The 23,236-nt window shown below is 44.0% G+C and carries 21 protein-coding genes; 11 read left to right on the top strand and 10 right to left on the bottom strand.

The window, feature by feature from the left end:
- Window positions 1–200: 200 nt before the first annotated feature.
- The gene (locus tag ACHUFQ_RS09565; RefSeq protein ID WP_394175052.1) at window positions 201–1,133 is read left to right on the top strand and encodes a Dyp-type peroxidase; all 933 of its coding nucleotides are present in this window, start codon (window positions 201–203) and stop codon (window positions 1,131–1,133) included.
- 26 nt (window positions 1,134–1,159) lie between these two features.
- Here ACHUFQ_RS09565 and argR read toward each other — a convergent pair whose 3' ends face one another.
- On the bottom strand, window positions 1,160–1,627 hold the full coding sequence (argR, locus tag ACHUFQ_RS09560; RefSeq protein WP_394175051.1) for a transcriptional regulator ArgR: 468 nt from the start codon (window positions 1,625–1,627) through the stop codon (window positions 1,160–1,162).
- Window positions 1,628–1,967: 340 nt separating this feature from the next.
- On the opposite strand from argR, the gene mdh reads away from it, so the two are divergent.
- On the top strand, window positions 1,968–2,906 hold the full coding sequence (mdh, locus tag ACHUFQ_RS09555) for a malate dehydrogenase (RefSeq protein WP_394175050.1): 939 nt from the start codon (window positions 1,968–1,970) through the stop codon (window positions 2,904–2,906).
- 199 nt (window positions 2,907–3,105) lie between these two features.
- Here mdh and ispB read toward each other — a convergent pair whose 3' ends face one another.
- Window positions 3,106–4,077, bottom strand: coding sequence for an octaprenyl diphosphate synthase (gene ispB, locus ACHUFQ_RS09550; RefSeq protein WP_394175048.1), 972 nt, complete (start codon window positions 4,075–4,077; stop codon window positions 3,106–3,108).
- 328 nt (window positions 4,078–4,405) lie between these two features.
- Between ispB and rplU the strand changes: the two genes are divergently transcribed.
- The 3 genes from rplU to cgtA all read left to right on the top strand — a co-directional run bounded on the left by rplU (window position 4,406) and on the right by cgtA (window position 6,782).
- The gene (gene rplU, locus ACHUFQ_RS09545; protein ID WP_394175046.1) at window positions 4,406–4,717 is read left to right on the top strand and encodes a 50S ribosomal protein L21; all 312 of its coding nucleotides are present in this window, start codon (window positions 4,406–4,408) and stop codon (window positions 4,715–4,717) included.
- A 15-nt stretch (window positions 4,718–4,732) separates the two neighbouring features.
- Window positions 4,733–4,990, top strand: a complete 258-nt coding sequence (gene rpmA / locus ACHUFQ_RS09540) for a 50S ribosomal protein L27 (protein WP_138318593.1) — start codon at window positions 4,733–4,735, stop codon at window positions 4,988–4,990.
- Between the two features lie 631 nt (window positions 4,991–5,621).
- Window positions 5,622–6,782 carry an Obg family GTPase CgtA gene (cgtA, locus tag ACHUFQ_RS09535; protein ID WP_394175045.1) on the top strand — a complete coding sequence of 387 codons (1,161 nt, stop codon included), beginning with the start codon at window positions 5,622–5,624 and terminating at the stop codon, window positions 6,780–6,782.
- A 157-nt stretch (window positions 6,783–6,939) separates the two neighbouring features.
- On the opposite strand, the gene ACHUFQ_RS09530 is transcribed toward cgtA, so the two are convergent.
- Window positions 6,940–8,466: a M20 family peptidase gene (locus ACHUFQ_RS09530; protein ID WP_394175043.1), complete on the bottom strand. Its 1,527-nt coding sequence runs from the start codon at window positions 8,464–8,466 to the stop codon at window positions 6,940–6,942.
- A gap of 472 nt (window positions 8,467–8,938) precedes the next feature.
- Here ACHUFQ_RS09530 and folA point away from each other — a divergent pair, with 472 nt between their 5' ends.
- The 3 genes from folA to ACHUFQ_RS09515 all read left to right on the top strand — a co-directional run bounded on the left by folA (window position 8,939) and on the right by ACHUFQ_RS09515 (window position 11,180).
- A complete protein-coding gene (gene folA, locus ACHUFQ_RS09525; protein ID WP_394175041.1) occupies window positions 8,939–9,430 on the top strand; it encodes a type 3 dihydrofolate reductase in 492 nt (163 codons plus the stop codon).
- Between the two features lie 261 nt (window positions 9,431–9,691).
- Window positions 9,692–10,414, top strand: coding sequence for a hypothetical protein (locus tag ACHUFQ_RS09520; RefSeq protein WP_394175040.1), 723 nt, complete (start codon window positions 9,692–9,694; stop codon window positions 10,412–10,414).
- Window positions 10,407–11,180: a sulfotransferase family protein gene (locus ACHUFQ_RS09515; protein WP_394175038.1), complete on the top strand. Its 774-nt coding sequence runs from the start codon at window positions 10,407–10,409 to the stop codon at window positions 11,178–11,180. Before ACHUFQ_RS09520 ends, ACHUFQ_RS09515 begins: the two co-directional genes overlap by 8 nt.
- Before the next feature lie 142 nt (window positions 11,181–11,322).
- Here the strand turns inward: ACHUFQ_RS09515 and ACHUFQ_RS09510 are convergent, their stop codons facing one another.
- The 3 genes from ACHUFQ_RS09510 to ACHUFQ_RS09500 form a co-directional block, all read right to left on the bottom strand.
- On the bottom strand, window positions 11,323–13,017 hold the full coding sequence (locus ACHUFQ_RS09510) for an NAD-dependent malic enzyme (protein ID WP_394175036.1): 1,695 nt from the start codon (window positions 13,015–13,017) through the stop codon (window positions 11,323–11,325).
- Window positions 13,018–13,176: 159 nt separating this feature from the next.
- Window positions 13,177–13,377, bottom strand: coding sequence for a Fe-S cluster assembly protein IscX (gene iscX / locus ACHUFQ_RS09505; protein WP_394175034.1), 201 nt, complete (start codon window positions 13,375–13,377; stop codon window positions 13,177–13,179).
- A gap of 116 nt (window positions 13,378–13,493) precedes the next feature.
- Window positions 13,494–15,803, bottom strand: coding sequence for an aminotransferase class V-fold PLP-dependent enzyme (locus ACHUFQ_RS09500; protein WP_394175032.1), 2,310 nt, complete (start codon window positions 15,801–15,803; stop codon window positions 13,494–13,496).
- 234 nt (window positions 15,804–16,037) lie between these two features.
- On the opposite strand from ACHUFQ_RS09500, the gene ACHUFQ_RS09495 reads away from it, so the two are divergent.
- Both ACHUFQ_RS09495 and ACHUFQ_RS09490 read left to right on the top strand, forming a co-directional pair.
- Window positions 16,038–17,213 carry a porin gene (locus ACHUFQ_RS09495; protein ID WP_394175030.1) on the top strand — a complete coding sequence of 392 codons (1,176 nt, stop codon included), beginning with the start codon at window positions 16,038–16,040 and terminating at the stop codon, window positions 17,211–17,213.
- A 131-nt stretch (window positions 17,214–17,344) separates the two neighbouring features.
- Window positions 17,345–18,298: a D-2-hydroxyacid dehydrogenase gene (locus ACHUFQ_RS09490; protein ID WP_394175028.1), complete on the top strand. Its 954-nt coding sequence runs from the start codon at window positions 17,345–17,347 to the stop codon at window positions 18,296–18,298.
- A gap of 174 nt (window positions 18,299–18,472) precedes the next feature.
- Here the strand turns inward: ACHUFQ_RS09490 and ACHUFQ_RS09485 are convergent, their stop codons facing one another.
- Both ACHUFQ_RS09485 and ACHUFQ_RS09480 read right to left on the bottom strand, forming a co-directional pair.
- Window positions 18,473–18,676, bottom strand: a complete 204-nt coding sequence (locus tag ACHUFQ_RS09485; RefSeq protein ID WP_394175027.1) for a TIGR02922 family protein — start codon at window positions 18,674–18,676, stop codon at window positions 18,473–18,475.
- A gap of 189 nt (window positions 18,677–18,865) precedes the next feature.
- Window positions 18,866–20,197 carry an NAD(P)/FAD-dependent oxidoreductase gene (locus tag ACHUFQ_RS09480; protein WP_394175025.1) on the bottom strand — a complete coding sequence of 444 codons (1,332 nt, stop codon included), beginning with the start codon at window positions 20,195–20,197 and terminating at the stop codon, window positions 18,866–18,868.
- A gap of 99 nt (window positions 20,198–20,296) precedes the next feature.
- Between ACHUFQ_RS09480 and ACHUFQ_RS09475 the strand changes: the two genes are divergently transcribed.
- On the top strand, window positions 20,297–20,863 hold the full coding sequence (locus ACHUFQ_RS09475; RefSeq protein WP_394175023.1) for a GNAT family N-acetyltransferase: 567 nt from the start codon (window positions 20,297–20,299) through the stop codon (window positions 20,861–20,863).
- A 317-nt stretch (window positions 20,864–21,180) separates the two neighbouring features.
- On the opposite strand, the gene ung is transcribed toward ACHUFQ_RS09475, so the two are convergent.
- Together ung and thrC are read right to left on the bottom strand one after the other, a co-directional pair.
- Window positions 21,181–21,903 (bottom strand): uracil-DNA glycosylase, encoded by a 723-nt coding sequence (ung, locus tag ACHUFQ_RS09470; RefSeq protein WP_394175021.1) that lies wholly within the window; start codon window positions 21,901–21,903, stop codon window positions 21,181–21,183.
- The gene (gene thrC / locus ACHUFQ_RS09465) at window positions 21,903–23,225 is read right to left on the bottom strand and encodes a threonine synthase (protein ID WP_394175019.1); all 1,323 of its coding nucleotides are present in this window, start codon (window positions 23,223–23,225) and stop codon (window positions 21,903–21,905) included. Before thrC ends, ung begins: the two co-directional genes overlap by 1 nt.
- Between the last annotated feature and the right edge of the window lie 11 nt (window positions 23,226–23,236).

Genomic DNA, 23,236 nt, shown 5'->3' with positions numbered 1-23,236 from the left:
TCTGCAATCAAAGCCTTGCCTAAAAGCCTTTAAATTCTCACTGAGTGAGCAATAATTTAATGTGATTGGTATAACATTTATGCTCAACTTACCAAGCCCGGCAACAATTTCTTTACTCACCATTAACAAATAAGCTTTTTCATTCTTTGATAAACTCATATACTTAGGCTCAAACCCCCAAACCATGAATGGAAATTGCAATGGCAAGAGAGCAATTTGGTGTCTGCGCTGAACCGAATTTACACAGTTATTATCTGCTTTTTAACGTTCTTGATAATAAAAACGATTATCTCAGACACACCCTGGCAAAACTGCCGCAAATGTTTGTGGAATATCAGGAACAGTTTTCAGAATCCAATTTAAATACTGTAATAGCCATTGGCGCAGCCTATTGGGATGAATTTTACCCACAAGCAAAACCTGCGGGATTACGACCATTTCCGGCGATGCAGCGCGATGATCGTGTAGCGCCTGCGAATAACGTCGATTTGTACATTGAAATTCGCAGTGATCGTGCCGATGTCAATCACATCGTTAGTACCCGAGTCTGTGAAATGCTGAATTCCAGTGTCGAACTGGTGGAACAAGTAAAAGGATTCCGCTATTTAGATGGCCGAGATTTGACAGGGTTTGTCGACGGTACGGAAAACCCAAAAGGCCCGCACAAACGTGAAGTGGCTTTGGTGAAAAAAGAAATACAGCCAGTATTTGCTAGCGGTAGCTATTTGCATATTCAAAGATATCGTCACAATATGCAACTTTGGCAAACTCTCAAGACCAAGCAACAAGAAGATGTTTACGGTCGTACCAAACGTGATGATATCGAATATGCATCGCAAGATAAGGCAGACACTGCCCACACCAAACGTGCCAATTTAAAAGATGATCAGGGGAATTCACTGGAACTGGTCAGGCAAAGTATGCCTTATGGGCACATGAAGGTTCAGGGGTTATTTTTTGTATCTTACTGCAATAATCCAGATAACTTTGAACTTATTTTAAACAGTATGATTAATGGCGATGCTGACGGCAACTTCGACCATATCCTAAAATATACGCAAGCGGAAACAGGAGCCGCCTTCTTCGCACCGTCCATTGATTTTATTGAAAATTTAGCGCCTGCCTCACAATAAGACAGGCCAATTCAGCTGACAGGATGTTATATTTTCTGAAAAAGAAGGTGCAGCTTTTCCAGGGTTGCATCAATTTCACTGACCTTAGTTGGGGCGATAAATATTGTATCATCACCCGCGATCGTGCCCAGCACTCCATCGGCTTTTCCTAAGGAATCCAATAAACGGGCAATTAACTGTGCCGCACCGGGGCTAGTACGTAATATTATCATCATCTCATTCGCTTCAATATCCAACACGAGTTGACGTAGCGGGCTTTTTGCCGTTGGCACACCTAATTCTGCCGGTAGACAATAAACCATTTCCTGGCGGGCATTACGGGTACGGACCGCACCAAACTTGCTCAACATGCGAGACACTTTTGACTGGCTGATATTCTCAAACCCTTGAGCTCGCAAAGCCTCGACAATTTCGCCCTGAGAGCCAAATCGTTCTTGTTTTAATAAATCCTTAAAAGCATTTACTAATGCTTCCTGCTTTTGTTGTAATGACATAGTAGGTCTCTGACAGCCTGTTCAAACGTGAAATAACGAACGTAACGCCTTGCTTTGCCAAGCATACCATTTTTTTTCTGCTGATAAAATCGATTGTATTTTCGGCCACGATTCGGTATGGTTTGTGCGCCAAAAATTTGATTGATATTTTCCCCTTTAAACTCGATTTTTATCGAATAGCATGTTCATAAAACATTATGGGGAGCCGCTGATTTAGCAAATGTCGTAAGTTTCCGTATTTCATCCACGTCTTATTGACGTTTGAATCAATGTGAACGACGCCTGAATCAGAACAAATCTCAATCGAGTAAAGTTACTCAACAACCCTCGGAGAAGTTAAATGAAAGTTACTGTTCTAGGCGCAGCTGGTGGTATCGGTCAAGCGTTATCTTTACTGTTAAAAACTCAATTGCCTGCTGGCTCTGAATTATCTTTATACGACGTTGCACCTGTTGTACCTGGCGTTGCGGTAGATTTATCACACATCCCGACAGCAGTATCTGTTAAAGGTTACTCAAAAGAAGATTTAGACCCTGCACTCGCTGGCGCAGATGTCGTTGTGATCCCTGCGGGCATGCCTCGTAAGCCAGGTATGGATCGTGCTGATCTATTCGCTGTAAACGCTGGCATCATCAAAACGCTTGCTGAAGGCATCGTTAAAAACTGTCCGAAAGCGTTAGTTGGGGTAATTACTAACCCAGTAAACGGCACTGTACCAATCGTTGCTGAAGTATTCAAAAAAGCCGGTACTTATGAAGCAAACCGTGTTTTCGGTGTAACGACTCTTGACGTTATCCGTTCTGAAGCCTTCGTTGCTGAACTGAAAGGCCTTGATGTTGCGAACACTAAGGTTCCGGTAATTGGTGGTCACTCTGGTACCACTATCCTTCCTCTTCTTTCACAGGTTGAAGGCGTTGAGTTTACTGATGAAGAAGTTGCTGCGTTAACACCTCGTATCCAAAATGCTGGTACAGAAGTTGTTAATGCCAAAGCCGGTGGCGGTTCTGCAACCCTTTCTATGGGTGCTGCAGCGGCACGTTTTTGTCTATCTCTTATCAAAGGTCTTCAAGGCGAAGAGAACGTTGTCGACTACGCTTATGTTGAAGGCAATACCGGCGATGCACAATATTTCGCCCAACCAGTACGCCTTGGTAAAAACGGTGTAGAAGAGTACCTTGCATACGGCGAGCTAAGTGCTTTTGAGCAACAAGCTAAAGATGATATGCTAGCAACTCTAAACAAAGACATTCAAGAAGGCGTTGATTTTATCAACCAATAAGCCAGATTTGGATTTCTAAAAAAGCCCGCAATGCGGGCTTTTTTGTTTTTGCTTCTGTAGAGTCTGTAGAGGAAGATGGCGATAAGAGAAGCGCCATTTATGGAAAATTGCACAGTTGCCCTCAAGTTTTGCAGTCGAGATAAATACAAGGACAGCGCTGGATATGAACACTTATAAAACGCACACAGTGATCGTTAATTTAAGCGGAACGTTCCACGGCTATTCCCGCCAACGCAATTAGTGCTTGTTTATATTCGCTCTCTGGCAAAACAGACAAGGCGGCTATTGCTTTTTGTGACTCATCTACAGCTTTTTGATAGGTATATTCTAATGCGCCCGTGCGCTCTAAAATTGCCAGAATTTCATCCAAATGCTGCATACCATTGCAGGTTTCGATCGCTTCACGAATTCGCTTCGCTTCGGCTTCAGACCCTTTTTGCATGGCATAAAGTAAAGGTAATGTTGGTTTTCCTTCACTTAAGTCATCACCAACATTTTTTCCCATTTCCTGGGCATCTGCGGTGTAATCCAACAAATCATCAACCAGTTGAAACGCCGTACCCAAATGGCGTCCATATACCGTCATTGCTTCTTCCACGGACTTTGATTGTTCCATAATAACCGCAGCCAGTCGGGTTGCCGCTTCAAACAGTTTCGCGGTCTTGCAATATATCACCTGCATATAGCTTTCTTCGGTGGTGTCAGCATCATTACAATTCATCAACTGCAAGACTTCACCTTCGGCAACAATATTCGTTGCATCGGACAAGACTTCCATGACCGTCATATTTTGCAAGGTAACCATCATTTGAAACGAGCGGGTATAGAGGAAGTCACCGACTAATACACTGGCACTGTTGCCAAATAGTGCATTGGCAGTCTCTCTGCCTCGACGGAGTTCCGATTCATCGACAACATCATCGTGCAATAATGTAGCGGTATGGATGAACTCAATAATTGCCGCCAAACATACATGGTCTTTCCCTTCATAACCCATCGCTCTGGCTGCCAGAACCGTCAATAACGGGCGCATACGCTTGCCACCGGCGTTCACTATATACATGCCAAGCTGATTAATCAGGGCGACATCCGATGCCAGCTGATCAAATATCAGTTTATTGACGGCATTCATATCCGTTTGTGCCAGGGTTTGAATTTGCTCGATTTTCATAGTTGTTTGCTGCTATTTTTCATCATTTAGCTAAATAATCGGAACGATTAGAAAATACATAAGAATGATAGTAAATTAGGTTAGCTGATTTTACACGATTTTATGCGTTAACAAACCCTTAATCGGATTTCCCTTGCGGGTTCTAAAATCCCTTAACCGAATTAATGGTAACGCCCGGCAGGTCTACCGATTAACGAATTGCATTTTTGCTGAAAAAACTTACATAAATTTAATCATGGGGGTTGCTCTACAAAGATTCTTAGCGTAGAATCCGCGACCTATTATTTTAATTTGCGCGTCAAATAATTCGACGCATTACGGAGTAGCTATGTACGCGGTATTCCAAAGTGGTGGTAAACAGCACCGTGTGAGTGAAGGTCAAACCATTCGCCTAGAGAAACTAGAGCTTGAAGTAGGTTCGACAGTTGAGTTCGATAATGTATTAATGGTTGCCAACGGCGACGATATCAACGTAGGTGCACCTTACGTTGACGGTGGCAAGGTTACAGCTGAAGTCGTCAGCCAAGGCCGTGCCGACAAGGTAAAAATTGTTAAATTTAAACGCCGTAAGCATTCACGCAAGCAAATGGGCCACCGTCAGTGGTTCACTGAAGTGAAAATTACTGGTATTAACGGTTAATAGGAGTCGTTTGAGATGGCACATAAGAAGGCAGCTGGTAGTACTCGTAACGGTCGTGATTCAGAAAGCAAACGCTTAGGTGTTAAGCGCTTTGGTGGTGAGACTGTTTTAGCGGGTAACATTATTGTTCGTCAACGTGGTACTAAATTCCACGCGGGTAACAACATGGGTATGGGTAAAGACCACACTCTATTCGCTTTATCTGATGGTAAAGTACAGTTCGAAGTGAAAGGTCCTCAAAACCGTAAATACGTAAGCATCGTTGCTGAGTAATTACCCAAATTGAGTTCTAAAAAACCTCGCGCTGCGAGGTTTTTTTATTTCAGGGAGATAAAATCTCCCGAGAATCACCATGGATGGTGCTGAATAGGCACGCGATGACCAAAACTCAACGCAATGTGTCCTTATTCAGACCCCAGCGGTAGCGGCTGGAACATTGAAAGTTGGAAGATGTAGTGGATAGACATATACATCTATCAACCAGAGACTAGACTATAATACCAATCACATTAAATTATTGCTTATTCAGTGAGAATTTAAAGGCTTTTAGACAAGGCTTTGATTGCAGAGAATGGTTTTTCCATTATCTCAAAATCGGCCAAAATCGGTAACGCAGGATAAACGCCTTTAAAACTCACCCCTAGGGAGTTTATCTTAAGGTCCATTTTCGGCCCTAGACTTCATTAATATAGAATGACTATATCAATGAAATCTATGTTGTAACTGAACCTCTGCCCTAACTCTGAGTTGTGCACAAACTTGATGTGATTGTTATAAAGACTGGTTTACGTTAAATATCAGCCGAGTTTTATCAAGCTGATAACCCTAACAGGCCGATAGCAGGATTGGTTATTCGATTCACTAGGTGCCGGTTTGTTTCCATGCAGGAGTTGTAAAACCTCTTATGAAATTTGTTGATGAAGTTGAGATTCGCGTTGAAGCCGGAGACGGTGGCAACGGCTGTGTCAGTTTTCGCCGGGAAAAATACGTTGAATTCGGTGGCCCCGATGGCGGTGATGGTGGCGACGGCGGTGACGTATATCTTATCGCCGATGAAAATCTCAATACCTTGATCGACTACCGCTTTGAACGCTTTCACAGCGCGACACGTGGTGAAAATGGTAAATCGAGAAACTGTACGGGCAAAGGCGGTAATGATCTGATCCTTAAAGTACCGGTAGGAACTCGAGCCATTGATGAAGACACGGGCGAACAAATCGGCGATTTAACCCACCATAAACAAAAACTGATGGTGGCGAAAGGTGGCTGGCATGGACTGGGCAATACACGCTTTAAGAGCAGCACGAATCGCGCTCCTCGTCAAAAAACCAATGGTACTCCCGGTGAGATCCGCAATCTTAAATTAGAATTATTGCTTCTTGCTGACGTAGGATTGCTTGGTTTACCAAATGCTGGAAAGTCGACATTAATTCGCAGCGTTTCAGCCGCCAAGCCTAAAGTCGCAGACTACCCGTTTACGACTTTAGTGCCAAACCTTGGCGTGGTTCGCCTGAATGCGCAACGCAGTTTTGTCATTGCCGACATACCAGGGCTAATCGAAGGCGCGTCAGATGGTACCGGCCTTGGTATTCGCTTTCTAAAACATCTTGAACGTTGTCGTGTATTGTTGCATTTGGTCGATGTGCTACCGGCCGATGAAAGCGATCCGGCAGAAAATGCGCAGACGATTATTAACGAGCTTGAACAATATTCCGAAGCCTTGGCGGATAAGCCTCGTTGGCTGGTTTTCAATAAACTGGATTTATTACTGGAAGATGAAGCGGAAGAGGTAATGAATCGAGTGATAGAGAAGCTCGATTGGCAAGGTGAAGTGATCAAGATTTCCGCCTTTAATCGTGAGGGTACCAAAGAGCTTACTGAAAATCTTATGAATTTCATTGAAACGCTCCCTAGCGTTGAAGAAACGTTAGATGATGAACAAGAAGTGGAGTTTAAGTGGGATACCTACCACAAAGATACCATTTCGGAATTTGAAGATGATGATCTTGATGACGACGATTGGGATGAAGACGACTACGACGTAGAAGTTGAATATCGTAAATAATACCAATTACATTTAAATCATAAAAAACTCCCTAAATGGGAGTTTTTTGATCGTGTGACACACTAGCGTATTAAACCTATTTCAATATTGCTTCCATGCAAATTGGTCAATCGCCAGACGCGGAAAAGCTCTCTCGGTCCTTAAGGCCCAGTTGTTTTCATAAGTTTTCTAAATTATTAAATAAGGTGTAGAAAAACCCAATAGAACGTTTGTATTCGTCAACCAAAATACGTTCATTGACACCATGAAAACCTTTAAATTCTTCAGTGTTTTCTAATTGAATGGCCGTTATCGTATACACATCAGGCGCAAAATCCCTGGCCTGAAAATGCTTAGAATCCGATCCTCCGACAACAAAAAACGGAGATACGATTAAATCGTTACCCCAGGTTTGGCGAATGGTTTTTTCCAACATTTTATAACCCGGTCCATTGGCATCGGCAATATTGGTTGCAGGCGTAGACGCAGAAATATCTTTCATTTGAATACGATCATCATCGATTGCTTTTTTAATGTGCTCCATGATGACCTCAGGGGTGTCACCCGGCATAGGCCGGAAATTGACAACGGCAGCCGCCGAAGGAGGTAATACGTTGTCTTTAATACCCGCATTGAACATGGTGACCGCAATCGTGGTATGTAACATCGCGCGGGTAACTTCATTCTGCGCCATCAGATCAATAAAATCTTGCTCTAAATCGCTTATTTCGCCATCTTTGCCAAAAGCCACCGCAGAATATAGGGGTTGATGTTCTTTATCTAATTCCGGCCCCATGTAACGATACTGGGCGCGAACCGCTGGGTGTATCCGATATGGAAATTGCGCCTCTTCGAGTTTTCCTATGGCTTGTGCCAAAATGCCAATATTCGATTCTTCCATTGGCATTGATGAATGTCCGCCAATACCATGGATTGATAGTTCAAGGCTAATATAGCCTTTTTGGGCGATACCAATTAGCGCGGTGTTTTTTTCGACGCCTGGGAATATACCAGGTGTCAATGGTGCCGATTCATCAATGACAAACGCAAACCGTTCAATGCCGCGCTTTTCCAGTACATCGGCAACGTAACGAGCGCCCTCCGGGCCCCCTACTTCTTCATCATGGCCAAACACAAAATACAAAGTTCTGGAAGGCTGCCAGCCTTCTTTAAGTTTCATTTCAGCCGCTTCTAATATGGCATGTATTTGGTTCTTATCGTCTAAAACACCACGTCCCCAGATATAGCCATCTTTTACCGTACCTGCGAAAGGGTCTGCATGCCATTGATCTCTCGATTCATCAGGCACAGGAACCACATCCTGATGCGCGTATAGTAGTGCTGGTTGTAACGACGGGTCTTTACCTTCCCAGGTATAAAGCAAGCTATAAGGTCTAGGATCGCCCAGAACTTCTTTTTTTAGATTTTTATGAACATTTGGGTATGATTTTTCAATAAAGGCATGATAATCAGTAAATGCTTGTTCATCAAAGTCATTGCGATCCTGGTTAGAAATCGTTTTAAATGTAACCGCCTTTGATAAACGCTTTACTGCGCCGTCAAGATCAACGTCTACATCAATTTGTTCAACACCAGTCATCTGCATTGACGTAAAGTCAGATTCGTTATCGGCGCAGGCAAATTGGCTGATAGCAACAATTACGGCGGCAACAGCAATGTAAATAATGTTGGTTAGTCGCAACATGGTCGTTCCTTATAGCATAAATGTGTATATAACCTCATCATATTGAAAGCAATCTTAAGACGCCTTAGCGAAATGGCCGCATTTAATTGCTCACCTTAATTAAGATAGACGGTTTAACAATATTGACCAGTTAGGCTCTGCGTCTTGCCCAATACTGGTCGCGAAAAATTTGATTATGCAAGCGCAAGCCCTAAGCTGCTAGCCACTTTTTCAAGATTGCGTTAACGCGCCACAACCTAGATAACTGAGTATTGCTCTTCATAAGCAGTACGCTTAAAGACAAAAGCAATGAAAGGTAAGGTAATTGCTTGTCTGTCCTCTGGTAATTACCCGGTCGCTTGCCAAACGTCGCGTCCAGCATCTGAGGATTTTGCCATCCCGAGCCTACATCACCATTGCCGATAATCCCGATTCGTGACACAATTTGTGGTTAACCACTTACCGAATTAACAATTAAGCCAGCCGTATCACTATGCCTGTATTATCCATGATAGTTGCCCACGCCGCGGATCGCGTCATTGGCAAAGACAATAAAATGCCCTGGCATCTGCCAGCAGATCTTAAGTACTTTAAACAGACTACGTTGAAAAAACCCGTGGTCATGGGTCGTAAAACATTTGAATCTATAGGTTTCCCATTACCTGGGCGACGCAATATTGTTATATCCAGAGATAAGCACTATCGCGCTGAAGGTATTGAAGTGGTATCGAGTATCGATGCGGCACTGGCATGCGCTAAAGATTGCGAAGAAATTATGGTAATAGGAGGCGGTAGTATTTATGAGCACTGCCTGGCGTCAGCAGATCGTTTATATATCACAGAAATTGATTTGCAAACCGACGGAGATACCCGTTTTCCCGAATACCTAACCTGTGGTCAATGGCGATGTATCTCACAGCAAGCCCATCTGGCGGATGATAAAAATCCGCATGACTATACGTTTAAAGTCTATGAGCGCGCATAACGTTATTTTCTCCTAACACTCAGGTATTACCTCGATTTAAAGAGCCTGTAATGTTTATCGATACAGGCTTTACTACCCTGCCCGATTATCCTAACTTATTTTGTACCTCCGCAAAATTCTGGTCTAGACTCAAGTAATTAAATTACGTGATTTCAGCGTTCTAGCTATATCGTATATCGACCACATTAACATCAGGGATGATGACTGCTACACCCCTTGCTTCCCTCGATGTTAAGTTCACGGAAACGACAGAGGAAGGCAATGGCGAATCTAATCGACCATCTACTATTTTATTTGCGCAAGCCAAAAACCGTTTTAATTCATGTTGGCAAATGCGGTGGCGGTACCTTGCAAAAAACCCTGGCACGAGATCCACGAAAGATACGCTTCTACTCCATACATGTGGAAAAGCCAATTTATCGCAATAAGGATCGATATTATATTCTTGCCAGAGATCCCATCAGTCGGAGTATTTCAGCTTTTAACTGGCGTTATAAACTGGTTGTCGAAAGCAATGAACAAGCAGATAGGTTTCCCGGTGAATATCAAGCGTTAAGTAAACATAACAGCCTCAACAACCTTGCTGAATCCTTGTATGATGAACACGGCATCAGTAATCACCAGACGATGAAAGAGTTTGAGTCCATCCATCATCTTAAAGAAGACATAGGGTTTTATCTAAAAGATTTTTTGAAAAAATGCCCGGCCGAAAAAATTAAAGGAGTACTGATGCAAGAGTCTCTGAGCGCCGATATGCAAAAACTTTTTGCCGTCAAGAGCGAACAGATAGGCCACGATAAACGTAACCCATCATCGTCTAATGAGACATTGAGTATCCGCGCCAGAAAAAACTTGGTGCGTTATCTTGAAGATGATTACCACTGCCTTTTCAAGCTCCACAACCTCGGTTTAATTAACGACGAAACCATGCTCAATATCTACCAAAATGCCTTTTTAACGGATAAGGTTAGCACCTATGGTTAAGCGCAAACCCATCGTCAACTTTATCATTGCAGGCACCCAAAAAGGCGGTACTACGGCATTAGATTTTTACTTACGACAGCACCCTGAAATCGAGATGGCGAAAAAAAAAGAAGTGCATTTTTTTGACCGCGACGATAGATATCAGCGTTGGAGAAATATTGCCTACTACCATAAAAACTTTAATGTTAAGAGTAACAATGCGTTAATCGGCGAAGCGACACCGAGTTACATGTATAGTGGCGATGCCATCAAACGTATATACGAATACAACCCTGATATTAAACTCATTTGTGTGTTACGAAATCCCATAGAAAGAGCTTATTCGCACTGGAATATGGCACGGCAAAATCAGTTTGAAGCGCTGCCTTTTGGGCTGTCCATCGAAAAAGAAGCCGACAGGATCAGGCAACATCTACCGTCAATCTGCCAACGCTACTCATACATCGACCGAGGATTTTACAGCGAACAAATTCGCCGCATGCAACGTTATTTCAACGCTGAACAGCTGTTGTTTATTCGTCATGAATCATTAAAGCAATCCCCTACTGAAACGCTTGCAAAAGTTACCGACTTTTTACAAATATCGCCATTCCCTAAGATTCAGGCGAAAGATGTACACAGCAGACCTTATGAGACGACAATGAGTGCGACGGAAAGAGCTCGTTTGAATGATATTTATTATTATGAAATTAAACAATTGGAACGGATGTTGGGCTGGGATTGCAGTGCCTGGCTACCCCCTTCTTCTCAACAAAAAACCGTATAAAAAACCGGGCTATTGCCCGGCTTCTAATTTATCTGATATGTAACAAGTCACGGTAAGGACAAATGACCATGGCTTACGAAGCACTAGTCCAACCCTGTATTTGCGACTTCAGCCCAGTCAATATGACAGCGAAATGTCTCGACTAAATCGTTGAACGGCGGTATTGCCGATACTGCGGCTTCCAGAAATTCTTCTCGATGTTTTTCTGTAATTGCTCGTCACTGATCTCAAGCGCTAAACCTTGCGCTTGCGCCAGTTTGCCAATGCCAAAAGCGATTTTCTTACTCAACGAGGCTATCTGCGTCAAAGGTGGCAACAAATCACCGCTACCGGTATTTGCCAACGGTGATGCATCCGCGAGTGTTTCACTGGCAATCATTAACATTTCATCACTAATAAACTTAATATTGGCAGCCAAAACACCCAAACCGATCCCAGGAAAAATATAGGCATTGTTACACTGGGAAATCGAGTGGGTTTTCCCCTTATAGGTTACAGGCTCAAATGGGCTTCCGGTAGCCACAATAACCTCGCCATCCGTCCATTCAATGACTTGCTCAGGTCTCGCTTCCACCTGACGTGAAGGGTTACTTAACGGGAATACAATAGGTTTTGTACAGCCCAGTTTCATCGATTTAATCACTTGCTCGGTGAACAAGCCACCGACACCGGAAACCCCCACTAAGACAGTTGGTTTGATGTTTTCGATAACATCCAGCAAAGACGCTTGTTCGCCTTGTATGGCCCAATCGCTTAACAAAGCGTAAGGTTGCGCTAATCGTTGCTGGAAATCGCGCAGGCCATCCATATTATCCATCACCAAGCCATTGCGGTCGATCATAAATACCCGAGCGCGGGCTTCGGCATCAGATAACCCTTCCTGCTTCATTTGTGCGATTACCTGCTCGGCAATACCACAACCGGCGCTGCCGCCACCAACAAATACAACTCTTTGGTCCGACAACGATTCTTGTTTAGAACGGCATGCCGCCAGTAAAGTGCCAACAGTGACAGAAGCCGTCCCTTGGATATCATCATTAAAACAACAAATTTCGTTCTTATAACGCTGCAATAAAGGCATGGCATTTGGCTGCGCGAAATCTTCAAATTGCAACATCACATTCGGCCAACGGCGTTTCACTGCACGAATAAACAGTTCAACGAACTCGTTGTATTCTTCTTGGCTGATGCGCTTGTGGCGAGCCCCCATATACATTGGGTCATTAAGTAATTTTTCATTATTGGTGCCAACATCCAACATCACAGGTAACGTATACGCCGGACTAATACCTCCGCAGGCGGTATACAGCGACAGCTTACCAATCGGAATGCCCATACCACCGATGCCCTGATCACCAAGGCCAAGGATACGTTCACCATCGGTAACCACAATGACTTTGACTTTTTGTTTCGTGGCATTATGCAAAATATCGTCAATTTGATGGCGCTCGGCATAGGAGATAAACAAGCCGCGGTTCGAACGATAAATGTCGGAAAACTTTTCACAGGCATCACCCACGGTCGGGGTGTAAATAATCGGCATCATTTCTGCTAGATGCGCCTGCACCAAAGCGTGAAATAATGTCTCGTTTTTATCCTGAATATTGCGAAGATAAATGTGCTTATTAAGAGAGTCTCTAAAGCTCGAATACTGTAAGTACGCGCGTTCTACCTGTTCTTCAATGGTTTCGAAGCGCGGTGGCAACAGCCCCGTCAGATTAAAACTGACACGTTCTTGCGCCGAAAACGCACTGCCTTTGTTCAGTAAGGGAGTTTCTAACAGGGTTGGGCCCGCATAAGGAATATACAGTGGACCTTTTTCAGACTGTGTTGTCATAAATACTTCGCTTGTCAATGAATACCAATAGGGCACAAGGCCGCGTATTGTACTGAGTTTTCACCGCAGATAATACCAGTTCGTAGCAGATCAGACCTGTTTTGTTACCGTTCGTTAAACTCAGCGTTTTAGCATCATTGTCGACCATTTAAAATGGCCTCAATCCATCTCATCCATCCAGGCTAGCTGAATCGCTTCTAGCACACGCTCACCGCAATGATTCGGATCATCGTCAAATCGTTCCAACGCCAGTACCCATTGCATTAACTCAGGAAAGTGCAATTGTCGAGGATCGACATCAGGGTGTTGCTCCATTAGATCTAATGCAATTTCAAGGGAATCAACCCATTTCAAGCCCATAGACTATCTCCTGATTAGTTATCCATTAGCATAGTAAAAACCCACCAGAACTGCACGTACGCGCAGCTTTAGTGGGTTTAATTGGTTGCCCAAGATTGGGTGATTAACTTTTACCGCTAATTGACCAGCGCGAAGCCTCCCGGAACATGGTACACACGTTCAAAATCCATACGCTTTAATGCGTTCGCCGCGGCGCCACTGCGACTGCCACTGCGGCAAATACAAATAAATTTGGTTTGCTTTTTTTCGCCAGTAAAGCGATGGATAAAATCGGTAATACGCGTTAAAGGAATATTTACGATTTTTAGGTCATCAAGGTAAGCTCTGCGATGCGCTTCAAATTCATGGGGCTCACGCACATCAACGACCTGTACATCCGGATTTTCCACTAAGAACCGTTGGAGTTTATCCGGAGAAACATCGATCAGCGATTTATTCTGCTGGGCAATAAGGCCACATAATTGTTGCTCTTCATGCATGCCAATTGCGGCATCAAGCTTAGCTTTTTCAGCAATAAATTCCGCTTTGCTTATATTTTCCATTAAGAGTTTTGCAAGCAGTGGATTTGACGTCGCTTCCAATGCCAATGTCGTAGAAAACAATTGCTGATAATCATGTGCTGGGCATAATAACGTATCCGGACTGATAACATCGGCCAACAGTCGTATTGAGTCATAAAGGTGTTCTGGTATGGATCCATGCAAATCACTGCGACCAAGGCCACCAATCTGGATCAGATCGCCGGCAAACACATAATCAATATTGTCTTTTTTAAGCACCCCATCGATCACGTCACCAAGCAAGTATGCACGGCTATTTTCGGTATGTCCGGGTAAATTTAGCTTAGCGAGGGTTTTATTGCCTATCTGAATAGCATCTACCTGTTGGCCGTTTTCCAGCTTGACCGATACTCCCTCGTCAGGCCAACCAAGCGCATCGACAGAAGTTGTAGTCATCGCATCACTCATGACCGTGCGCAACATAGATGCACAGTCATCCTGTTCCCGGTGCAAGTGGGTATTGAGGATACCAACCACGTTAAATTGTCGGCAGTTTACTAACGTCTGAAAACGCTCACTCAATTCAGGGATGGGATCGATCAATAATACCTGTCGCTGGCTCTGGTCCACATAACACCAGGTAATTTGATTGTCATAACCCCACTGCTGCAGGCCATCAACGTCGGCATCCGATTCACCATCGGTATCAGCCAATAATAAACAATGGTGTTGCATGGCAATCACAGCATCCTCGATCGCTTTACAGGCACGATCGATTTCTTCCTGCGTTGCCGCGGGTCCAAAGGACAGACGAATCGCCCCTTCTGATTGCCACTTTGGTTTCCCCATCGCATCAAGCACGAAACTGCCAGTAACTTTTGAGCTACAGGCTGAGCCGCTACTAACACGGATCCTAGCCGCATCAAAAAGATCCATAATGTCTTTGCTGGCCAACCCCTTAACGGAAAAGTTTAACGTCGTTGGCAATGAGCAGGAAAAATCATGGTTGTAGACAATATTGGGAAAGGCTTTATTTAGTGTTTCAGCCAGCTGCTGTCGATAAGCGCATAACACGTCGTGACTCTTGAATGTATTATCGTCTTGATCCACCAGTAGATTAAAAATCGCATTTAAGGAGGCAATGCCGGGCAGGTTTTCTGTACCAGAGCGTAGACCGCTTTCCTGGCCACCACCGGCAATAATCGCCGTATACGGCGCGTTTTGGCGCACATACAACATACCAATGCCTTTGGGTCCATAAAGCTTGTGTCCGGAAAATGGTGCATAATCAATGCTGGTTTTGGCAATATCCAAATTGATTTTCCCCAAACCCTGTACACAATCTACCATCCATAAAACGTCAGGGTTGTTTGCTCGAATGACTTGCTCTAGCTTTCCCAGATCCTGAAAAACGCCGGTCTCATTGTTGGCAACCATGGTACAAATCATCAGTGCATTGGCGGCATGTTTGGCAATAAACTCACCATCAAGAATACCCCGTTCATCTACAGGAATGGCAACCACCTGAGCATTTATGTTGAGCATGTTATTCCAGTGTTTTAACGTTTCCGGCACAGCTTTGTGCTCGGTCGCGCCGTAAAGCAGCACTGGACTGTCCATCAGTTTCGCTTGCTCTCGACAGGCATTTAGTGCTGAGATAATTGACGTTTGGATACCTTCGGTAGCGCCGGATGTAAAGATAATCTCTCCCCTGTCTGCACCAATAACCTGGCGCGCCAACGTTCGGGTTGATTCGAGTATATATTTGGCTTTCAGACCCGTCATATGACTGGAACTTGGATTACCATAACAAAGGTTCATGGTGTGAATTGCAGCTTCAGCAGCTTGGGGAAGCACAGGCGTAGTGGCGTTATTATCGAGATAAATTTCATCGGCCTGAGGCTGAATATCGGTAAGATTCAACATATTTACTAACAGTCATGGTTAAACAACGAGGGCTTATTCTACATAATTATATATTGTAACACTAGGTTATAAGGGTGATTTTTGGATAAAACCTAAACAAAAGGTGAATCGCCTTTTTTCTTTGCTTTTAGTTCTTAAATTACGCTAATCCATAAAGTTTTTGTTCAACCGCCATATCCTTGCATATACTTGAAAAGCATCGTTTAAAATTAATGCAACACTGAGAACTGAGCAATGAAAACAAACTACCAGTTGTCGTGTCTTGCCGTGATACTTGCCGCCTTTTGCCGCCCCAGTTTTGCCGCAATCGAAGTGTATAAGGACGAAAATACTTCCATCGTAACCCAGGGATTTGTCCGTGTGGTCTATCAGAAAATTGATGAGTTCGACCAATTTACGGACTCGGGCTCTCGTCTTGGTTTTAAAATTTTTCATGAGATTCAGAATGACTGGACCACCGGCATCAATGTGGAATGGGGCACTCAGTTTGAAGTAAATGGTAATTTTTCCATTGGTGGTAACTCGCAACCACCAGCCGATGCTGGTGATGCGGCGCTTACCTCGCGCCTTGGTAATTTATTTTTAAAGCACGATTACTGGGGACAGATAACCCTAGGTAAGCAGTTGTCGGTTTACTATTTAGCGCTTTATCACACCGACTGGTATAACTACTGGGGGGGCTCGGCAAACGGTGCTTTCAATTTAGGTACCGATGGTGGGTTCTCTGGAACCGGACGAGCGGAACAGGCATTGAGTTGGACACAATCTTATGGCGCATTTGATCTTGGTGTGCAACTTCATGTTCAAGATGAGCCTCTCAATATCAACGTGCGCTCCTGCGCTGAAGAGGAGTTACCTGATCAACTATGCCGCCTAATTCAACAACGTAATGGGGAGGAGCTGGGTCGCACGGGCAATGGCTACGGTTTTTCATTGGGTTATCATTGGAAGCAATGGTTATTTTCTGTTGCCTATAACCTTAATACGATCAAATTAGACCCTGCTTTTGGCAACCTTGACATCGACGATGGCGAAGACAAAATCTGGGGGGTTGGTATCAAGTATGGTGAATTTGGTAGTCAGGGGCTCTATCTTGCCGCCATGTATAACCAATCATCCTTGCACGAAGTTGATGATAGCGGTCTTTTCTATGATGCCAAAGGTTCTGAACTCATGGTTAAATATAACGTCAATAAATTCGGTGTGTATGCAGGCTACAATGATCTCAGAGCCCGTGATTCGTCAACACCGTATCAACTCCATCATACGCTCGCAGGTGTTGAATACCGATTCGATCACATCAGCGGTTTGATATTTTTCGAAGCCAAACGCAATGATCTTATTTTCAGTGATAATACAACCAATGATGCCTTTGAAATCGCTCTTGGGGTGACGTACAACCTGTACTAATATCCATAGCGACAAAATGATGTGCAGCGTAAACAAACTGCGTCAGATATCAACGAATATCGCCTATAGTAAAGTACAAATTTTCCATTTATCATTAACAACCAAATCTTTTACCTTTGCAGGATCATAGAATGCGCGCCGTCTTTTTGGATCGAAGCACGATTAATCAACAAATTAATTTCGATGCCATTGAACAAACCGTTGATAATTTTAGTTACTTTGCCAGCACCAGCGATGACAAAATTGTTACACGAGCCAAGTTTGCCGATATTATCATTACCAATAAAGTGGTAATTTCAGCGAACGTAATCGCGCAACTGCCTAAGTTAAAACTAATCTGCATCACTGCCACCGGTACCAATAATGTTGATTTAGACGCTGCGAAACAAGCGAATGTGCAAGTGTGTAATGTCGCAGGCTATTCGACCTCTTCGGTCACCCAATATGTGTTTGCCATGTTGCTGGAATATTTTCAGAAAACCAGTCAGCAGATCGATGATATTCACGCGGGAGAATGGCAAAAAAGTTCGGTTTTTTGTCATTTTGCTGCGCCTGTTGAAGAGCTAGCCGGAAAGACCATGGCAATTATTGGTCATGGCGCCATCGGTCAGTCAGTAGCAAATGTAGCGAAAGCTTTCGGCATTAACGTGCTCATCAGTGAACGCAAAGAAAGTGGGCATATACGCCCTGGAAGAGTCAGTTTTACCGATGCGCTGAGTCAGGCTGATATCGTAAGCTTGCATAGCCCCCTGACACCAGAAACCGACAATTTAATTAATAAAGATACGTTATCTTTAATGAAACGTAATGCGGTATTGGTAAACACCGCGCGCGGTCAACTTGTTAATAGTAAAGACTTACTTACCGCCCTACGTAGTAAACGTATAGCGGGCGCTATTTTAGATGTATTGGAGCAGGAACCTCCTAAGCCAGGCCATCCCCTGCTGCAGCAACCAATGAGCAACCTGATGATTACCGCTCATATTGCCTGGGGAAGTCAGTCAGCGCAACAAAGGCTTATTGACATTACAGGTACCAATATCGTTAATTACAAACAAGGGCACTTAACCAATCGCGTTGCCTGACGCCTTCGTTAGCGCTGTTATCGTCTAAGTCATTAACGTCGCTGTCAAAGTAATTTTTGCAAGGTAATCGGTTCTAGCTGTGAGCGGTGGATGCTGTTAGAAATCGTATCGAATGGCAAAAACGAATAAAAACCCGGAACAACAACCCGGGCATTTTTGTTTTTTTAGCTGGGGCTAAGCGCAGGCTGAAACCGGCAAAATCCGGTCGCCAACTTTATTTAGCACGTCAACTTCACCTTCGCAGACCGCAATAATGGACTTATTGACTTTGTATTCATCCGGGATGACTACCCGACCATTGCTCTTACATTCTGCGGTGATAAATTTGTGATGTAACTCTAACGAGTTATTATCGTAGTAAATTACGGTAACTTTCATGGTTTAATCCGATATGAAATTTGCACTGTGTGTTTTTATTTTTGTCAGTTATTTAAACGCTGAATATTACGTCCTTTACCAGCTTATTTTCTCAGAATCCTTTCCATATCTTGTTGGCCATACTACCAATACGACCTCTACTGGCAACAACTTTCTGTTTGATTGACAAATAAGTTTTTCAGATAGTTGTTATAAATAGTTATCACGCACTCTACCATACTGGAAGTACAACCACTGCCCCGACCTGCGTAATGACGGTAGCGGAAACTTACGCAACCCTTGTTGATACAGAGGCAATGCCGGTAATGCTTTTCCAACCACTCGCTCCGCCAGGCGCTTACCCGCTTGCACGGAAAATGACACGCCAGAGCCACAATATCCCATGCCGTAAAAGATATTATCCTGTTCATAAACGTGGGGAATATCATCAAGCGACATACATATCCAACCAGCCCAGGCATAGTCATAACCCACATTACCAAGTGCAGGAAAACTTGCTTTTAATACGGATAACAATCGGTTCGCGTAAAATGGGTCTTCGGCGCCTTTGCCAGTGATCGCACCGCGGCCACCAAACAAAATCCGATTATCCGGCAGTTTACGGTAGTAATACTTTAACGAGCGCGTATCCATTACAACATTCGACGTCAGAAAGTTACAGGCTTTTAACTGCTCTTTCGTTAACGGCTCGGTCACGATAATTTGTGATAATACCGGTAAAAAGCGATTATTGATAACAGGATTAAACCCTTTAGGCGTATACCCATTAGTGGCGATCACCAGTTTTTTAGCGACAATTCGACCTTTAGGCGTGGTTATAACGTGACCTTTATCGGTTTTTTCATAACCTAACGCCGGCGTGCCGGTATGAATATTCACCCCCGCTTTCGCCAAAAGGTCCTGATAGCCGAGCGCTAACTTCAACGGATTTAATCCGAAACCGTCCTCAAACCGTATCGCCCCGTGCGCCATTTCATCTTGCATAAATTCATTGTGCAACTGCGCTCGGGATAAAACATCAACGTCATAACCAAACATACGCTGCAATAGTTTCGCTTGCTGCTCAAGGCCAGGCATCATACTCGGTTTGTGAGCAACCTTGATGTAACCTTTATCTTGTACCTGGCAATCAATTCCTTCGCTGATCAGGCTATTGACGATATCCACACCGGAGCAGGCTTCATGGTAAATACCGCGCATCACCTCTTCACCCCACTTTTTCTGCATCGCCGTCCATGCCATTCGGCCTGTCGATTTGAGAATAAATCCGGCATTACGGCCGCTGCAACCCCAGGCTGTCTGATTGGCTTCGATAATGAGCGGCTGTACATTGTGCTCTCGGGCTAAATGCAAAGCGGTAGACATGCCAGTGTATCCGGCACCAACAATCAATACCTCCGTGTTATGGTCGCCAATAATCGGACCCGCAGAGGGAGTCTCAGGAGATACGGTCGTCGCCCAATAACTGTTAGGATAAGGCGCGTTTTCACCGGGGAATTTATGATGGACTGGATCGTACATAACAGAAGATTTTGACCTTAAAAATTAAGCTAGAGACAAATCGACGCCAATCATGGCAAAATACGCGCAAATATAACAGGCTTGATTACACTAAATTCTATGCAAGATCGAAAAATCACCTATCAGGAACTGACAGAGCCCTATTATGAAGCGGTCGTAGCTTTGGGCACGCTCGTCCATGGCAATGGCTATTTAGACGAAAAAAATATCGTTGAATGGGCTCAAAAGGGTCAAAAGAATGGGGTTAATTCCGATTTTATCGCCTTAGATGGGGAAACCTTAGTCGGTTTTCGGCTGTGTTATTCTCCGGGTCAATGGCAAACAGATCAATGGTGCAGTCCTGAGTTGTGGAAAAGTGCTCAGTCGCAGACCGCCTATTTTAAATGCAACACCGTGGATGCTAACTACCGAGGCTATGGCATTGGCTCAAGGTTACTGAAACTCTCGATCGAAGCTTTGAAAAAACAAGGTGCGAAGGCTGGGGTGAGCCATTTATGGCGACAAAGCCCGGGAAACAGTGCGGTGAAATATTTTAGCAAGTGTGGTGGTGAATTAGTAAAAGATCATCCTGGCAAATGGCATCAGGATTCTCTTGAAGGTTATGATTGTCCTATTTGCAGCTTTAACTGCCATTGCGTTGCCGCGGAAATGGCGATTTATTTTTAACAGCCACAATTCAGTTTCTAAAGGTTATTATACCAATCACATTAAATTATTGCTCACTCAATGAGAATTTAAAGGCTTTTAGACAAGGCTTTGATTGCAGAGAATGGTCGCTCCATTATTTCAAAATCGGCCAAAATCAGTAACGCAGGATAAATGCCTTTAAAACTCACCCGTAGGGAGTTTACCTTAAGGCCCATTTACGGCCCTATATTTCATTAATATAGAATGACTATATCAATGAAATCTATGTTGTAAGTGGACCTCTGCCTTAACTCTGAGTTGTGCACAAACTTAATGTGATTGGTATTATGCGCTACTTAAAACAAGCTACCTTGATGATCCGGTGCATGACATTGCGGTGCTAGCCGCCAATCAATCGGGATCTCGCCCTGCTCTTGTAAATAGGCATTAGCCATAGAAAAATGCTGACAACCGAAAAACCCTCGATACGCCGATAGCGGAGATGGATGAACCGCCGTCAACACCCTATGCTTGGGGTTATCAATTACCTGACCTTTAGATTGCGCATGGGACCCCCAAAGCAAATAGACAATAGGCCCCGGTTGTTTGTTTAATTCGAGCATGACCTGCTGTGTAAAGGTTTCCCAACCGAGCTTACTGTGCGAGTGCGCTTTACCCTGTTGTACCGATAATACCGTATTTAGCAATAATACCCCCTGCTTTGCCCAAGCGGTTAAATCACCGCTTTGGGGTATATTAAAGCCTTCAATATCCTGCTCAAGCTCTTTGAAAATATTACGCAGTGACGGCGGAACTTTAACCCCTTCGTTTACCGAAAAGGCCAGGCCATGGGCTTGATTCGGACCATGATAGGGATCTTGCCCAAGCACCACGACTTTAACCTGATCTAATGGGGTTAATGTGAACGCTCGAAACAACTGCCCATCTTCAGGATAAATCACCTCACCGGCATGACGCTGAGCACGTATGCTGTCTTCAATTTCCCGAAAGTATGGCTGGCTTTTTTGTTGTTCAAAAAAGCCCTGCCAACTATGCTCAGGAAGTTGCCAGTGAGACACTAACTGGCCGCCTCATTCATTAACGGCGATGCATATTTTCCCATCAATAAGGTACGCAGCTGCGCAAAGTCGTTATCAAGCGGCAATGACAGAATTTTTTCAGATGCGCAATCCGCTAACTCTTTGGGTAAGGCCAAAGGCTGACCGAGCACACTTTCTACCGTTTCCTTAAACTTAGCAGGGTGTGCAGTCCCAAGGAAGATGCCAAATTCACCGGTATCCAGGTCTTGCTGTAATGCCCGGTATGCAACACAGGCATGAGGCTCACTGATATAGCCCAGACTGTTCAACTTAAGCAAAGTCATTTGCGTTTGCTCTTCGTCTATGGTTTGCGCACTCAGACTCTCAGGTGACACTAACCCAGAGTTAACTAAGTGCTCAACCCGTGGCCAGTTGTTCGGTCGAGAAACATCCATAGCGTTTGACATCGTCGCAACCGTTGGGTTTGGTGACCATTGCCCGGATTGCAAATAACGTGGCACGGTATCATTGGCATTGGTTGCGGCGATAAAGCGTTTAATCGGCAACCCTAACGCTTTTGCTAACATGCCGGCAGTGAGATTACCAAAATTACCGCTAGGCACAGAAAAGACTAAATCGTCAATTTTTCCTCGTTGACGATGCAATTGTGCAGCCGCTTCAAAGTAATAACAAATTTGTGCAAGTAAGCGGGAGATGTTGATGGAATTGGCCGAATTCAGTCCAATCGATGCACTTAATTCGTGATCATCAAAACTGTCTTTAACCAGTTGCTGACAATCATCGAAACTGCCGCTCACCGCTAATGTCGAGATATTTCCACCTATGGTGGTAAACATTTTTTCCTGCAGTAAGCTGATTTTTCCTTTCGGATAAAGGATCACCACATTGATATTTTCAAGGCCACTAAATGCATGAGCGACCGCAGCACCAGTGTCGCCGGACGTTGCGGTTAAAATGGTAATTTTCTGTTTAGACTTACGTGTGAACGATTGCAGACATTGGGCCATAAAGCGGCCGCCAAAATCTTTAAATGCCAATGTTGGTCCATGGAAAAGTTCCAATACCGAGCAATTTTCTGAAATAGGTTGGACAAGAGCCGGGAAATTAAAGGCGCGAGTTACGATATCTTTTAAATCATCTTCACTTAAATCTTCACCGACAAACGGTGCAAGAATTTTACAGCTGCGTTCTACCAATGGTAATGATAACAGCCCTTCAATATCGTCAAGTGGCGTAACGGTTTCAGGAAAGAATAACCCCTGATCTTTACCCAGTCCCTGACGTACAGCCTGGCTAAAACTTACTTTTTCATCTGGATGTTTTAAATTATAAAATTGCATTTTGATCTCTT

This window comes from Thalassotalea litorea, from assembly GCF_043642205.1.
Taxonomy (GTDB): domain Bacteria; phylum Pseudomonadota; class Gammaproteobacteria; order Enterobacterales; family Alteromonadaceae; genus Thalassotalea_A; species Thalassotalea_A litorea.
This window is presented reverse-complemented; position numbering and strand designations above follow the sequence as displayed.